Genomic DNA, 14,671 nt, shown 5'->3' with positions numbered 1-14,671 from the left:
TATTGATATGGGCAATTTCTTCATTTCGGCATTTGAGAAACTGGTTGGTGTCGTTGTTGTGCTGCTGCTGCTCGCAGTTGTCGGTGGCGCGGTTCTGGCAACCATGCAGCCGGGCGGCGGCGGTATCCTCGCGGCACTCGGTGTGCTGGTTGTGGGCACTCTTTATGTGATCCTGATCGCCGGTTCGCTCTATCTGGCGCTGGGGATTTACAACAACACCAAGCGCACGGCTGAAGCGGTCGAACGGCTGGCCTCGAAGTAATACCCCGCGCGGAGGGAGTGTCCCCCCTGAGACGTGAACCAGAATGGGCGGCAGGATATCCTGCCGCCCGTCTGCAATTTGGATCTGCCGTTACAGGCTCACTGCAGCAGCTCCGCCGGTTCGGCGTCAGCGATCTCATCCCAGTTCACATCGGCTTTTTCGATGAAGCCGGGAATGTCTGTGCTCCAACGTTCCTGAATGTCCTTCGACAGGTTCAGGTAGAGGACATCATCCACGATTTTCCACTGGTGCGGATCACCGTCGAACTTGAAGCCCATCGCCGCACCAAAGGCGCAGTAGCCGCCATACGCCGGGATGTAGGCGTCCGGGGTGGCCTCAAACAGGGCTTTGTTCTCTTCGGTGGCGAACCAATATGTGGCGTCGTCGTGGGTGGCGGTCACCTTGTAGGATCCTTTGGTCGCTTCACCGGCGTTGAAATAGGCGACGGGATCGTATCCCTGCATGGCCAGACCAGTAGAGGAGGCGTTGACATCAACACCAGCAGCCAGCGCGGAGGTTGCCAGAGTAACAGAAAGGGCGATCCCGCCCAGAAGGGATTTTACGGTGTTCATCGGTATGAACCTTTCGATGTAGCGGGTACCTCGGCACCCGGAGTTGGAATGATCAAAGCGTTACGTCATCAAAATTCAGGTCTTTAAAATTGGACCGTTTTGGTCACGACACCGATATGAGGACTCCCTCGATCACGTTCAAAACAACTCCTTTTGTATGTGCGTTTATGCACAAAATCTCTGCACAGGCGCGGTGGCACATTCCTGTGAACATGAAAAAGCCCTCGTCCATGGCGGAGGAGGGCATCTTTGTAAAACAAAGGTTTAGCAGGTAACGGGTTACTTTTGCCCGATCTTTGGCTCGGTCCCGAGGCGCAGTCGCGCGATGTTTTCCTTGTGCCGCCACAGGATGATCACCGCCAGTAGGGCTGCCAGACCGGTCGTCATTGGTGCGCCCAGAAGCAGGCACCACAGCGGTGCCGCCACTGCAGACACCAAAGCCCCCATTGAGGAAATCTTGCTCAGATAGGCGGCCGCCAGCCAAGTCAGGCAGCAGGCGACCCCCACCGGCCAGGCCAGCGCCAGCATCAGACCAAGGAAGGTGGCAACGCCTTTGCCGCCCTGAAACTTCAGCCAGACCGGGAAGCAATGGCCGAGAAAGGCCGTCAGACCGGCCAGCTGTGCGGCATCTTCACCGACCAGCGCGCGGGCCAGCAGCACCGCCACGGCCCCCTTGCCGCCATCCAGCAGCAGGGTCAACGCAGCGGCTTTTTTCGAGCCGGTGCGCAGCACATTGGTGGTGCCGATATTGCCCGAACCGATAGTGCGCAGATTGCCCAACCCCATGATCCGGGTCAGCAGCAGGCCGAAGGGAATAGACCCCAGTGCATAGCCAATCACGGCCCATAGCAGCAGGACAGGGGCGGCAGTTTCAATAGGCGGCATCAATCTCTCCGATAGACCGATTCACCGGCCACATAGGTTGCCAGCACCCTACCTTGCATCCGCTGCCCGTCAAAGGGGGTGTTCTGTGATTTCGAGTGCAGCGCAAACCGGTCCATCACAAAGGGTTGGTCCGCATCAAACAGCACCAGATCCGCAGGTGCCCCTTCGGACAGGCGACCGCAGTCCAATCCCAGACGCTTGGCCGGGTTCAGGGACATGGCGCGGAACAATGTCGGCAGATCCAGCTGCTCCGCATGATAAAGCCGCAGCGCGGCAGGCAGCAGCGTTTCCAACGCCACGGCACCGGCGGCGGCCTCCTCAAACGGCAGGCGCTTGCTTTCCTCGTCCTGCGGGGTGTGCATGGAGGAAATCGTATCAATCAGCCCCTCGCGCAGCGCCTCGATCAGCGCCAGACGATCTTCTTCGGAGCGCAGCGGTGGTTTCACCTTAAAGAAAGTTCGGTAGTCCGCCACGTCCAGTTCGTTCAGCGTCAGATGATGGATCGACGTGCCTGCGGTGATATCCAGCCCGTTTGCCTTCGCCCGCTGCAGGGCGGGCAGGGCGCGGGCGGTGGTGATCTGGTCGGCGTGGTATTTGGCGCCGGTCATCTCCAAAAGCGCGATATCGCGATCCAGTCCCATCCGTTCCGCCATCGGCGTGACGGCGGGCAGCCCACGCAGGGTGGCGAATTTACCCGAGGTTGCCGCAGCCCCTTTGCTCAATCCCGGTTCTTGCGGATGCGCGATGACCAGTGCGCCGCAGCTGCGCGCATAAGACAGCGCGCGGGAAAAGACCTTGGTGTCGGCAACCACATGGTCACAATCGGAGAAGGCAACCGCTCCGGCATCCATGAGAAAGCCGATCTCGGTCATCTCCCGGCCTGCGCGGCCCTTGGTCAGGGCGGCCATGGGTAGAACATTCACCGGCGCATCGGCCTGCGCCCGCCGGGTCACGAACTCGAGCGTTTCCGGGCTGTCGATGGATGGGGTGGTGTCTGGGCGCGTCACCATGGTGGTGACTCCGCCCGCCGCCGCTGCGAGGCCTGCGGATTTATAACTTTCCTTATGGCGCTCTCCCGGCTCGCAGACCTTCACGCCGATATCGACGATGCCGGGAGCCAGACATTTGCCGCCGCAATCAATAAGGGTCACATCCTCTGCCACAATGTTTCGCGTGCGAAACAATTGGTCAGACTCGGTGCCATTTTTATCAACCGCCGCAATGCGCCCGTTCTGCACCAGAACCGCACCAACACTGTCGGTTCCGGCTTCTGGGTCGATCAGGCGGGCGTTGGTAAACAGAAGGGTCATACGCGGGATCTCTCGGACAGGGTGGACAGGGCATTTTGCAGCGTTGCAATTGTTGCGGCGGCGTCGGGCTGGTATTTGATCAGGTGCTTGTGACCCTCATGGGTGACGATCTGGACCGTGCTGCCAATGCGGTTCAGCTCGGCGACATCCTCGAGCGGAAGGGTCTGTTGATCGGGGCCTCTGATAACGCCGCCCCCAAGCGACCAGACGCGGGTCATTTCATCGGACATGAGGTAGCCGCCGCGCAGGCCAATGGCGGCCAGACCGCCGATGGCACCGGTCCAGACATGCGGGTTTCCCATCACCCAAAGAATGCCCATGGCGCCCAGCATGGCAATCACGGCGAGCCAGGCATGGCTGCGCCAGTATGCCATACGATCAGGGGGGAAGACGGTTTCGGACATCTCAGGTCGCCAGCATCAGCACGACAAGCAGGATCAGCGCCATCACGATTACAAAGATCGTCGCCCCGATGCGCCGTGCGCGAGAGCGGGCCTCCCGTGGGGAGGGGCGTGATGCGGAATAGGGTTTGGCGCTTTCCGGTGCGTCGTCAGGATTGCTGGGAAGGCTGGCCCAATCCGCGCCCACCTCACTATAGTCGCCAATGTGTCGAATTTGACTGGCCGGGGTGAGGCGCGTTGCCTCGCCCCGCAGCGCGCGCGACCGCAGCAGCAGCACATAGCCTTTGATCGCGGCGAGTTTCTGCGCGTCGGAGGCCAGCTGCTCTTTCGGGATCCCGCAGCCATCGCGCAGATAGCCGACAAGCCCCAGGTCCTCCAGATCGCTCACCGGGAAGATCTCCACGTGATCCAGATCTATCTCATCAATGCCCAAAACCTGCGCCAACGCACCGGGTTCACGGAGGAAACGTGCCTGTTCGGGCCGCATATCGAGGTCGAAGACATGGATCATCCGCTGCTCACCTGCGGCGATGATCAGGGGCTGTGCCACCGGGCCAGCCATGGATCAGGCCACGCCCGGTTGCGACGCTGCACGCTCGCGGCTGGCGCGCAGGTTACGGGCCAGAAGATCCATCGCCGCCATCCGCACGGCGACACCCATTTCGACCTGTTCCTGAATGACAGAGCGGTTGATGTCATCGGCAAGCGTGCCGTCAATTTCGACGCCCCGGTTCATCGGGCCGGGGTGCATGACGATGGCGTCAGGTTTGGCCAGCGCGAGTTTCTCCGCATCAAGCCCGTAGCGATGGTAGTATTCGCGTTCCGACGGGATGAAACCGCCGTCCATACGCTCCTTCTGGAGGCGCAGCATCATGACCACATCCACGTCTTTCAGGCCTTCGCGCATATCGTCGTAAATCTCGGCGCCAAAGTCGGCAAAATGGCCGGGCACCAGTGTTGGCGGGCCAATCAGACGAATGCGGTTTTCCATCTTGCCCAGCAGGATCAGGTTCGAACGTGCCACCCGGGAATGGGCCACATCACCACAGATCGCAATGTTCAGCCGGTGCAGACGGCCCTTTGCGCGGCGGATGGTCAGGGCATCAAGCAGTGCTTGGGTGGGGTGTTCATGCCGTCCGTCGCCGGCATTCAGCACCGCGCAGTTTACCTTCTGCGCCAGAAGGTCCACGGCGCCGGAATGCGGATGGCGCACCACCAGAAGATCAGGGTGCATGGCATTCAGCGTCATCGCCGTATCAATCAGGGTCTCACCCTTTTTGATCGAGGAAGCCTGCATGGCCATGTTCATCACATCCGCGCCCAGCCGCTTTCCCGCGATTTCAAAGCTGGCTTGGGTGCGGGTGGAGTTCTCAAAGAACATATTGACCTGGGTCAGCCCTGACAGCGCATTGGCGTGTTTGTCGGGACGGCGGTTCAGATCGGCATAGCTGTCCGCGAGGTCAAGGATTGCGGTGATTTCATGCGGTCTCAGCGGTTCGATGCCCAAGAGATGCCGTTGAGAAAAGGCCATCGGATCAGGTGACGAGGTGGCTGTGGGCATGGGCAGGCTCCGCGATGTTTGGCGCTCTTATAGCAGGGCTGTGACCTGCGGCAAGCGGCGCGCACTGCGGGTATTTTGATCCGCCTCTAGGCAGGGTAGCTTGGGGCATGGAATCGGCATTGGATTATCACAGCGCCCATGCGCTCTTGGCGTGGCAGATCGAACTGGGGGCGACCGATGCGATCGGGGACGCGCCGGTCAATCGCTATGAATTGCAGGCGCGTCTGGCCAAACCCGGCGCAGCCGCGGCTGAGGCGACACCGGCGAAACCTCGGGAAATTGATCCGGTTGAGGTGGCCCGACAGATGGCGGGAGCCGCCGGGTCGCTGGAGGGTCTCTATGAGGCGCTGGCCCAGTTTGAGCATTGCGAGCTGAAAAAAGGTGCGCGCAATCTTGTGTTTGCAGATGGCCAGCCCGGTGCCCGCGTTATGGTGGTGGGCGAGGCGCCTGGCCGCGATGAGGATATCGCGGGCAAACCGTTTGTGGGCCGGGCCGGGCAGCTTCTTGACCGGATGCTGGCGGCCATCGGTCTGTCGCGCAAGGACAGCGTCTATATCGCCAATGTTCTGCCCTGGCGGCCGCCGCAGAACCGCGATCCCCTGCCGGCAGAAATCGCCATGATGACCCCGTTTCTGGAACGTCATATTGCGCTGGCAAAGCCGGATATCCTGATTGCCATGGGCAACATCAGCTGTGATGCGCTGCTCGGCAAACGCGGAATCACCCGGATGCGTGGCACGTGGCAGGAGGCGCAGGGTAAGCCGGTGATGCCGATGTTCCACCCAGCTTATCTGTTGCGACAGCCCGCGCAGAAACGTGCCGCCTGGGAGGATCTGCTGGAGATCAAGGCGCGGCTGACGACCGGCTGAAACCTGATCAGGCCACGCGATCTTCGGACATCATTCTTAACGACTGTGACAACATCAGGGATAGGGGCCAGGACCATGGCACAACTCGACAACAGCAAGGATTTCATTCCGGTCCGCATTGCGGTGCTGACCGTATCGGACAGCCGGTCACTGGCGGAAGATCGCTCCGGTCAGGTGCTGGTTGATCGGCTGGACGCTGCGGGGCACGTGCTGGCAGACCGCAAGATCCTGCCGGATGAACGGGAGGAGATTGCAGGCCAACTGCGGAACTGGGTCGCCAACCCGGAGATAGATGTTGTGATCTCAACCGGAGGCACCGGTCTGACCGGGCGCGATGTCACGGTGGAAGCGCACCGCGATGTCTACGAGAAGGAAATCGACGCGTTCGGGACGGTCTTCACCATCGTGTCGATGCAGAAAATCGGCACCTCGGCTGTGCAGTCACGGGCCACAGGCGGGGTCGCGGGGGGCACTTACCTCTTTGCGTTGCCGGGAAGTCCGGGGGCCTGTAAGGACGCCTGGGATGAAATCCTTGTGAAGCAGCTCGACTACCGGCACCGGCCCTGCAACTTCGTGGAAATCATGCCTCGGCTTGACGAACATTTGCGTCGCAAGTGAGACGGAATTGATCCGCGACTGCGTGTAACCTCGTATAGCTTTGTGCAAACTGGTATTCTTTGGGCCTGACGAGGCCCGTTCATGGGTACTGCGGCAGTTGTCTGTGCCGGTTCGTTTGGCCGATTGAGGGATAGAGAATGCGCTTTTTGCGGCAAACGGTGATTGGGGTTTTCCTGGCGGCGCTGACAGCGGCGCTGCTGCTGTTGGCGGTACAAATGGTGCTGTCCGCGATCCAGACCCGTATGGGGGAGGAGCGCCGTGCGCCGCCGCCCCGCGAACGGGTGTTTGCCGTGAATGTGGTGCGGGCCGAGTTGGGCGCAGTGCAGCCTGTGCTGACCGCCTTTGGCCGGATCGAGAGCCGTCGCAGGCTGGAACTGCGCACGGCAGCGGCTGGTCGGGTGGTTGAGCTGGCGCCCGGGTTCGAGGATGGCGGCGATGTCACGGCGGGCACTCTGCTGGTGCAGATCGATCCGGCCGATGCGCGCGCGGCCCTGCAACGGGCAGAAGCGGACATGAGGGATGCCGAGGCAGAAACCCGCGAGGCCCGGCGCGGATTGGCGCTGGCGCAGGATGAGCTGTCGGCATCCGAGGATCAGGCAGCGCTGCGGGCCCGTGCGCTGGACCGGCAGCAAAATCTGGAAACCCGCGGTGTTGGATCAGCTGCAACAGTGGAAGTGGCGGAGCTGGCTGCTGCACAGGCCCGGCAGGCGGTGATCTCGCGTCGGCAGGCGCTGTCCCTGGCGGAGGCGCGCATTGATCAGGCGGCAACGCGGCTGGCGCGGGCGCAGATCGCGCTGGATGAGGCGCGGCGCAATCTTGACGATACGACCATCACCGCCGCCTTTGACGGCACTTTGCAGTCGGTCAATCTGGTTGAGGGGCGGCTGGTCTCGGCCAATGAAAAGCTTGCGGATCTGGTGGACCCGGCGCAGCTGGATGTGGCGTTTCGGGTTTCGACCGTGCAATACGCCCGACTGCTGGACGCGGCGGGGCAGCTGCTCTCGGCGCCGGTGGCGGTTACGCTGGACGCAACCGGTGCAGCGCTGACGGCATCCGGCGTGGTGGTGCGCGACAGTGGCGATGCAGGTGAGGGGCTGGCCGGTCGGCTGATCTACGCTCGGCTGAACCCGGCGCCCGGTTTCAAGCCCGGTGATTTTGTCACGGTTGAGGTTGAGGAGCCGGTGGTGAGCGAGGTCGCCAGACTGCCCGCCTCTGCGCTGGGGTCGGACGGCACCGTGCTGGTGCTGGGGGAGGATGACCGGCTACAGGCGCTGGAGGTGACATTGGTGCGCAGACAAGGGGACGATGTGCTGCTGCGTGGCGCAGGGCTGGAGGGGCGCGAGGTTGTCACCGGGCGCACGCCCCTGCTGGGCGCAGGCATCAAGGTGCGACCCCTGCGGCAGGGCGCTGAGGTTACCGGCGCCAATGCTGACACCCCGCGCGACACCGCAGCGGCAGAGGCTGAATTGATTGAACTGTCGGAAGATCGCCGGGCCAGGCTGGTTGCCATGGTTGAAGGCAATAGCGAGATGCCAGAGGCGGTGCGGGCGCGGATGCTGGAACAGCTGGCCGCTGCAAAGGTCCCCGCGCGGCTGATCAACCGTATTGAAACCCGTATGGGGGGCTAGAAATCATGCTGCGGAACCTCCCCCGCTCGGCTGGCGGCGTTCTGAGTTATTTTACCCGTCACAGGACCTTGTCGAACCTGCTTCTGGTGCTGCTGCTGGTGCTGGGCGCGGCGGCGATTCCCAATATGCGGGCGCAGTTCTTTCCGGATGTGATCGTGGACCGGGTGTCCGTCTCGGTCGAATGGGAAGGGGCCGGGCCTGAGGACATCGACAGCGCCATTGTGCAGGCGCTGGAGCCCGCGCTGCTGGCCGTTGATGGCGTCGAAAGCTCCAGTGCCACATCGCGCGAGGGGCGCGCCAGCATCTCCTTGGACTTTGAGCCGGGCTGGGACATGGCGCGCGCAGCGGATGATGTCCAAAGTGCTGTAGACGGGATCACCACACTGCCGGAGGAGGCCGAAGATCCGAGCGTGCGCCGCGGGGCATGGCGCGATCGGGTCACAGATGTGGTGATCACCGGGCCAATTGCACCGCGCCAGTTGGGACTGTTTGCAGATGAGCTGGTTGTGCGCCTGTTTGAGGTGGGTGTCACCCGCACCACGATCCGCGGCATTGCGGCCCCGCAGACCATGGTCGAAGTGCCCTCTGCCAGCTTGATTGCCCATGATATTGCGATGGCTGATATTGCGGCGGCGATTGCAGCGGAGGTTGACGCCAATCCGGCGGGTGACGTAAGTGGCGCCAATGCGCGCATCCGCACTGGCAGCGAGAAACGCACGCCGGAGGAGCTGGCCGGTATCGTGTTGCGGACAAATCCGGATGGGTCGGCCCTGACGGTTGGTGATGTCGCCACGATCCGGGTGGAGGGCGTGGATCGCAATCGCTCTTACTTCGTGGGGGAGAATCCCGCGATGTCGATCCGGGTGGACCGGTCCGATCAGGGCGACGCCATCGATATTCAGCATCAGGTCGAAGATGTGGTGGAGGCCTTGCAGGCCAGCCTGCCGGATGGCGTCAGTGCGGATCTGATCCGCACCCGCGCTGAAGCGATCACCGGGCGTCTGGATATTCTGGTCGATAACGGGCTGATGGGGCTGGGTCTGGTGCTGGCGCTGCTGTTCCTGTTTCTCAATGCACGCATCGCCTTCTGGGTGGCGGCGGGCATTCCGGCGGCAATGTTTGCCGCCATTGCACTGATGTATATGGCCGGGCTGACCATCAATATGATCAGCCTGTTTGGTTTGATCATCACCCTTGGCATTGTGGTGGATGACGCAATCGTGGTGGGGGAACATGCCGATTTCAGGGCGCGGCGTCTGGGCGAACACCCAGTTGCTGCGGCAGAGAACGCCGCGCGCCGCATGGCGATGCCGGTCTTCGCGGCCACATTAACCACGGTGATTGCGTTTTTTGGGCTGGTGTCGATTGGCGGGCGGTTTGGCGAGTTGATCCGCGACATTCCTTTGACAGTGATTGCGGTGCTTCTGGGATCTTTGATCGAGTGTTTCCTGATCCTGCCCAACCATCTGGCCCATGCGCTGGCACATAGTGCCAAGGAGCATTGGTATGACCTGCCCAGCCGTGTGGTAAATCGGGGGTTCCGCCGCCTGCGTGACACGTTATTTCGGCCTTTGATGGCGCTGGTTGTTCGCGCCCGCTACGTGGTGCTGGCTGCTGCTGCGGTGATCCTGGCCAGCCAGCTGGCGCTGTTCATTGGCGGCGACGTCAAATGGCGGTTCTTCAACGCGCCGGAGCGTGGATCGGTCACCGGCAATTTTGCCATGGCCGAGGGGGCAACCCGGGCGGATACGCTGGCGATGATGCGGGAAATGCAGCGCGCGGTTGAGGCGCTGGGGCGTGACTATGAGGCCCGGCATGGCCGCAACCCGGTTGATTTTGTCATGGCGGAGATTGGCGGCAACGCCGGGCGTGGTCTGGCCGGGGTGGACGCCAAGGACGGCGATCTTCTTGGCGGGATTTCGATTGAGCTGATTGATGCTGATCTGCGGCCTTATTCCAGCTTTGCCTTCGTGGCGGAGCTGCAGGACACTGTGCGCCGCCACCCGCTGGCGGAGACGGTATCGTTCAGGGGCTGGCGGTCGGGTCCCGGCGGTGATGCGCTGGATGTGCAATTCAGCGGCGCTGCTGTCGAGGTGTTGAAGGCTGCATCAGAGGATCTGAAAACCGCCGTTCTGCGCTACCCGGAGGTGTCAGCAGTTGAGGATAATCTTGCCTATGACAAGGAAGAGCTGGTGCTCGAACTGACCCCGCAGGGGCGGGCGCTGGAGTTCACAGTGGAGACGCTGGGGCGGGCCTTGCGGGCCCGGTTGAACGGCATAGAGGCGGCGACCTACCCAGACGGGCCGCGCAGTGCTGCGATCCGGGTTGAACTGCCGGAAGGCGAGCTGACCGCTGATTTTCTGGAGCGTACGCTGATGCGCAGCCCGGCGGGTGTCTATCTGCCCCTGGCAGATATCGTGTCGGTGACCCAACGCACCGGATTTTCCACCGTGCGACGTGAAAATGGTGTCCGTGTGATCAGCGTCACCGGGGATATCTCAGAGGATGATCCGACACGGGCACAGGCCATTGCCACCGCGCTGCAAGAGGAGATCCTGCCGAAGATCGCCAGTGAGCGACAGGTGGATTGGCAATTGGCGGGGCTGAGCGAGCAGGAAAACGAATTTCTGAATGACGCCAGAACCGGATTGATCCTGTGTTTGACTGGGATTTATCTGGTGCTGGCGTGGATTTTCGCCAGCTGGACGCGGCCCTTAGTGGTTATGGCGATCATTCCCTTTGGCCTCGTCGGGACAATCTGGGGGCACTACCTGTGGGAGGTGCCGCTGTCGATGTTCACCGTTGTTGGCCTGTTGGGAATGACGGGGATCATCATCAACGACTCGATCGTATTGGTGACAACCATTGACGAATACGCAGAAGAGCGCGGGCTGATCCCGTCGATCATTGACGGGGCTGCGGATCGGTTGCGGCCGGTGATGCTGACCACGCTGACAACCGTTCTGGGGCTGGCCCCGTTGATGTATGAGGGCTCGCAACAAGCACAGTTCCTGAAACCCACAGTGATCACGCTGGTCTATGGCCTTGGGTTCGGCATGTTTCTGGTGCTGCTGGTTGTGCCCGCATTGGTGGCAGTGCAGGCGGATGTGGCGCGTCCCCTTGCAGCGCTGCGGCGGGGAATGTCATCGCGGGCTGGTGACCTGCGTTGGCTGACGCTGGGGCTGGGAGCGGCACAGATCCTGTGGCTGGCGGCGACTGTTGGCTATGCGATGGCGGTGGGGGCGCTGCATCCGGTGCTGAGAGCGGTCGCGCCCGGGCTGGTGGAGATGGATCCGCTGCGCGGCGCCCTGCTGCTGTTTGTGACCGGCGCGGCGCTGTTGAGTGCGATTGCCTATGTCAGCGCGCGGGTCTTGGGCGGGCGTCGCGCAGGGATCTGACGATCGGCTGCCACTGGTTCGACCTGCGAAATGGAGGTCACGCACCCGTTGTGCGATGCTGTCGCTCCTGGGCGAGGGAGGCGACCTCTGCCACCTGATCGATCAGCATACGGTCAGGGGTAGCGCCAAAACGGCTGGTCAGATCGGCGACCGGCACCCATAGCGCCTGCAGGGCATCATCGTCCGGGGTTGGTTGACCTGAGATGTAATCACAGAGCACAGCAACCAAGAGATACTGTCGTTGGACCTTCCCGGCCTCATCGCGCAGCATCACATCGACATGGGTCAGCACCTCGCGCGGGGTTGCGATGACGCTGGTTTCTTCAAGCAGTTCACGGGCGGCAGCCTGCATCGCGGTTTCGCCCAGTTCGACATGACCGCCGGGAAAGCCCCACCAACCTGCATTCGGGGGCGATTTGCGTTGGATGAGGATGACCTGATCGCCGCCCTGATTTGCATGGCAGACCACCGCAAGGGCGCCAAGGATCGGGCGCCGGGGCTGATTTGGTCCGCCGGAGCTATCGGGGATGGCTGCATCGTTGGGCATGGCTGGATCCGATCCGGCTGATATTCCCCTTATTAGTGTCGGGTGCAGCCTTGAATGTCCACCGCGTGGTTGCGGCCCAGCACGGTAAACCGCATCTGCGAGCGATCAACGGCGAAGGGGCCACCTTCAGCGGAGATGATCTCGGTTTTGGCGGTCAGATGGCGACCCTGCCGGGTGGTTGTCGTCTCGGTCGTCACCAAAGTGGGAGGGCCAGGCTCAACCAACACGATCTCATCTCCGCCCGCGCTGGGCATGGTGATCCGGGCGACCAGCTCCATACCGTAGCGGCTGGGGGTGATCGCACAGGTTGCGGCCTGCACGCCGGCCTCTTTCGCCGACCATGGGCGATCCGCCAGCGCTGCAACAATCGCCGGATTGCGGCGGCTGTCGGGTAGGAGTGGGCGATCAAAGCGCAGTTCGGAGGGGATGCAGACATCTTTGCAGATGCCCAGCTCCATCCGGCCTTTCAGGCGTAGTGGCTGGCCGGGTTTGGCGGGAGTGATTTCAATCGGAAGCACCAGCTGATCATGGTAGCCGATGGTGCGAAATCCGGAGGTCAGGAAAACCTCGGGCGTGGGCCAGCGGATTTCCACCGCACCGACGTTGCGCGATCCCCGCCAGCTGAACCGGGGCGGGATGCCGGCGTCACCGGGTGCGCGCCAGTAGGTTTTCCAGCCCTCCGAGAGCGTCAGTCGCAATGCGCCCATATGGGTGCCGCGCCGGGTCGGGCCGCCATCCAGCACCTCGATCTGCACGATATCGGACATTTGCTCGGCTGACGTGCTGGCTGGCAAGGCCAGAAGCCCCAGCACAAGCGGTGCGCAAAGACCCTTCGCCAGTGATCTGGCAGCAGTCGCGAAAGCAGAGAGAAACGGATGTGTCGTCATGTCAGGTTACATGCGCAATTCCGCCAGAAATGCCAAGTCACGTTCCGGTCAGCGCCTGCGAGCTGACGCTTTGGCACGGCTTGGCCTTGAACCTCTCGCTGTGGGTGGCCATTGTGAGAGGGCAGGCCCGTTGCCGCGCTGCGGATGACGGCAATTACAAAAAGGACGACAGCTTCATATGGATCTTACCGGCGAACTGCTGATTGCGATGCCCGGCATCGGTGACCCGAGGTTTGAACATTCGCTGATCTTGCTGTGCTCACATGAAGATGATGGCGCAATGGGGTTGATCGTGAACAAGCCCGCAGCGGGTGTCGATTTGTCCAACCTTCTGGAGCAATTGGACATCACACCGCGCAGTGCAGAGGAGGCGGCGCTGCCGGTCCGTTTCGGGGGGCCGGTTGAGACGCAGCGTGGCTTTGTGCTGCATTCGCCGGAATATAAATCCAACGTCAGTTCTCTGCGGGTGGCCGATGCGTTCTCAATGACGGCCACCGTGGATGTATTGGAAGACATCGCGATGGGACGCGGGCCTGAGCAGGTTATGGTGATGCTGGGATATGCAGGGTGGGGGCCGGGGCAGTTGGAAACGGAGATTGCCAATAATGGCTGGCTGACCGCTCCGGCAACACCGGAGTTGGTGTTCGGTCTGGATGATCTCACCAAATGGGAGGCGGCCTTGCGGTCTCTGGGGGTTGATCCATTGACCCTGTCGACCAGTGCCGGTCACGCCTGACCGATCAAGACATGCTGACGTTTTGGGAACTGCGGGTCAGCGCGGCGCAGCGGCGCGGCGCAGCCGGTCGTTGATGGCGACGCCCAGCCCGGTCTCCGGTATGGGGGCGACAGCGATGGGTTGTGCTCTGGCGTCGAGGCGGTGCAGGTGGCCAAACAACTGCGCGGCCGCCTCGCGCAGGTCACCGCTGGCGGATAGGTTCAAATCACATTCCATGGCGCCAAAGCCAAGGTAGAGTTCACCGTCCTGCGGGGCCGTGACGTTCAGGCGGACGCTGGCGCGGGGGGCGTAATGTGACAGCAGCTGTCCCGGCGCGGTGAGCGGATCGCTGGCATCGCGCAGGCGCAGGGGCTGGCCCAGAACCACCTCGATCTCTTCTGCGGCCAGCCCTCCGGGTCGCAGCAACAAGGGGGTGCCGGTGGCCAGTCCGATGATTGTTGACTCCACACCAACACCGCAGGGGCCATCGTCAACAACCGCGGCGATCCGCCCATCGAGACCGGCGATAACATGGGCGGCGGTTGTCGGACTGATCTTGCCCGACGGATTGGCCGAAGGCGCGGCCACCGGACCATCCAGCACAGACAGCAGCGCGCGGGCGGCGGGATGGGCAGGTATGCGGATACCAAGGGTGCTCAGCCCGGCGGTGACCAGAGGTGAAATACCGTGGTCCTCGCGCAGCGGCAGGACCAGGGTCAGCGGGCCGGGCCAGAAGGCGTCCGCCAGCCGATCGGCGATATCGGACCAGATCACATGGCGCTGAGCGGTTTCGACCGAATGGACATGCGCGATCAGCGGATTGAAGCTGGGGCGTCCCTTGGCGGCATAAAGCGCCTCAACCGCGTCGGTCTGGCGGGCATCGGCGCCCAGTCCGTAGACGGTTTCTGTCGGAAAGGCGACAAGCTTGCCCTCCTGCAACAGGTCCGCAGCGGTGCTGATTTCCTGCGGCTGAGCGGTCAGGAGGCGGGTTGTTGGGCTGGACATGGCTGGTGACGCG

The 14,671-nt window shown here is 62.4% G+C and carries 15 protein-coding genes; 6 read left to right on the top strand and 9 right to left on the bottom strand.

What is annotated here, in order from left to right; all coding sequences use genetic code 11:
* Nucleotides 1-7: 7 nt before the first annotated feature.
* On the top strand, nt 8-262 hold the full coding sequence (locus OO25_RS13330) for a hypothetical protein (protein ID WP_014873404.1): 255 nt from the start codon (nt 8-10) through the stop codon (nt 260-262).
* 98 nt (nt 263-360) lie between these two features.
* Here the strand turns inward: OO25_RS13330 and OO25_RS13325 are convergent, their stop codons facing one another.
* The 6 genes from OO25_RS13325 to OO25_RS13300 form a co-directional block, all read right to left on the bottom strand.
* Complete coding sequence (locus tag OO25_RS13325; protein WP_014873405.1) at nt 361-834, bottom strand: YHS domain-containing (seleno)protein; 474 nt, start codon at nt 832-834, stop codon at nt 361-363.
* 279 nt (nt 835-1,113) lie between these two features.
* Nucleotides 1,114-1,719, bottom strand: coding sequence for a glycerol-3-phosphate 1-O-acyltransferase PlsY (plsY, locus tag OO25_RS13320; RefSeq protein WP_040180653.1), 606 nt, complete (start codon nt 1,717-1,719; stop codon nt 1,114-1,116).
* Entirely contained in the window at nt 1,719-3,029 is a 1,311-nt protein-coding gene (gene pyrC / locus OO25_RS13315; RefSeq protein WP_040180651.1) for a dihydroorotase, read from the bottom strand. Before pyrC ends, plsY begins: the two co-directional genes overlap by 1 nt.
* Nucleotides 3,026-3,433, bottom strand: a complete 408-nt coding sequence (locus OO25_RS13310) for a hypothetical protein (protein WP_040180649.1) — start codon at nt 3,431-3,433, stop codon at nt 3,026-3,028. The genes pyrC and OO25_RS13310 overlap by 4 nt, the downstream gene beginning before the upstream one ends.
* Before the next feature lies 1 nt (nt 3,434).
* Nucleotides 3,435-3,992, bottom strand: a complete 558-nt coding sequence (locus tag OO25_RS13305; RefSeq protein WP_040180648.1) for a hypothetical protein — start codon at nt 3,990-3,992, stop codon at nt 3,435-3,437.
* A 3-nt stretch (nt 3,993-3,995) separates the two neighbouring features.
* Nucleotides 3,996-4,991, bottom strand: coding sequence for an aspartate carbamoyltransferase catalytic subunit (locus OO25_RS13300; protein WP_040171340.1), 996 nt, complete (start codon nt 4,989-4,991; stop codon nt 3,996-3,998).
* A 107-nt stretch (nt 4,992-5,098) separates the two neighbouring features.
* Here OO25_RS13300 and OO25_RS13295 point away from each other — a divergent pair, with 107 nt between their 5' ends.
* From OO25_RS13295 to OO25_RS13280, 4 genes are all read left to right on the top strand, one after another.
* Nucleotides 5,099-5,860, top strand: coding sequence for a uracil-DNA glycosylase family protein (locus OO25_RS13295; protein WP_040180647.1), 762 nt, complete (start codon nt 5,099-5,101; stop codon nt 5,858-5,860).
* A 75-nt stretch (nt 5,861-5,935) separates the two neighbouring features.
* The gene (moaB, locus tag OO25_RS13290) at nt 5,936-6,478 is read left to right on the top strand and encodes a molybdenum cofactor biosynthesis protein B (protein ID WP_040180646.1); all 543 of its coding nucleotides are present in this window, start codon (nt 5,936-5,938) and stop codon (nt 6,476-6,478) included.
* 137 nt (nt 6,479-6,615) lie between these two features.
* Nucleotides 6,616-8,106, top strand: coding sequence for an efflux RND transporter periplasmic adaptor subunit (locus tag OO25_RS13285; RefSeq protein ID WP_040180644.1), 1,491 nt, complete (start codon nt 6,616-6,618; stop codon nt 8,104-8,106).
* A 5-nt stretch (nt 8,107-8,111) separates the two neighbouring features.
* A complete protein-coding gene (locus tag OO25_RS13280; protein ID WP_040180642.1) occupies nt 8,112-11,504 on the top strand; it encodes an efflux RND transporter permease subunit in 3,393 nt (1,130 codons plus the stop codon).
* A gap of 37 nt (nt 11,505-11,541) precedes the next feature.
* Here OO25_RS13280 and OO25_RS13275 read toward each other — a convergent pair whose 3' ends face one another.
* Together OO25_RS13275 and OO25_RS13270 are read right to left on the bottom strand one after the other, a co-directional pair.
* Nucleotides 11,542-12,051, bottom strand: coding sequence for an NUDIX hydrolase (locus OO25_RS13275; RefSeq protein WP_052465673.1), 510 nt, complete (start codon nt 12,049-12,051; stop codon nt 11,542-11,544).
* A gap of 32 nt (nt 12,052-12,083) precedes the next feature.
* The gene (locus OO25_RS13270; protein WP_040180641.1) at nt 12,084-12,938 is read right to left on the bottom strand and encodes a protein-disulfide reductase DsbD domain-containing protein; all 855 of its coding nucleotides are present in this window, start codon (nt 12,936-12,938) and stop codon (nt 12,084-12,086) included.
* 178 nt (nt 12,939-13,116) lie between these two features.
* Between OO25_RS13270 and OO25_RS13265 the strand changes: the two genes are divergently transcribed.
* Nucleotides 13,117-13,674 carry a YqgE/AlgH family protein gene (locus OO25_RS13265; RefSeq protein WP_040180640.1) on the top strand — a complete coding sequence of 186 codons (558 nt, stop codon included), beginning with the start codon at nt 13,117-13,119 and terminating at the stop codon, nt 13,672-13,674.
* 36 nt (nt 13,675-13,710) lie between these two features.
* Here the strand turns inward: OO25_RS13265 and OO25_RS13260 are convergent, their stop codons facing one another.
* Nucleotides 13,711-14,658, bottom strand: coding sequence for an L-threonylcarbamoyladenylate synthase (locus tag OO25_RS13260; RefSeq protein WP_040180638.1), 948 nt, complete (start codon nt 14,656-14,658; stop codon nt 13,711-13,713).
* Between the last annotated feature and the right edge of the window lie 13 nt (nt 14,659-14,671).

This window comes from Phaeobacter sp. S60 (genome assembly GCF_000826845.1).
GTDB lineage: Bacteria > Pseudomonadota > Alphaproteobacteria > Rhodobacterales > Rhodobacteraceae > Phaeobacter > Phaeobacter piscinae.
Note: the sequence above shows the minus strand (reverse complement) of the source record. Positions and strands in the feature narration are given on the sequence as shown.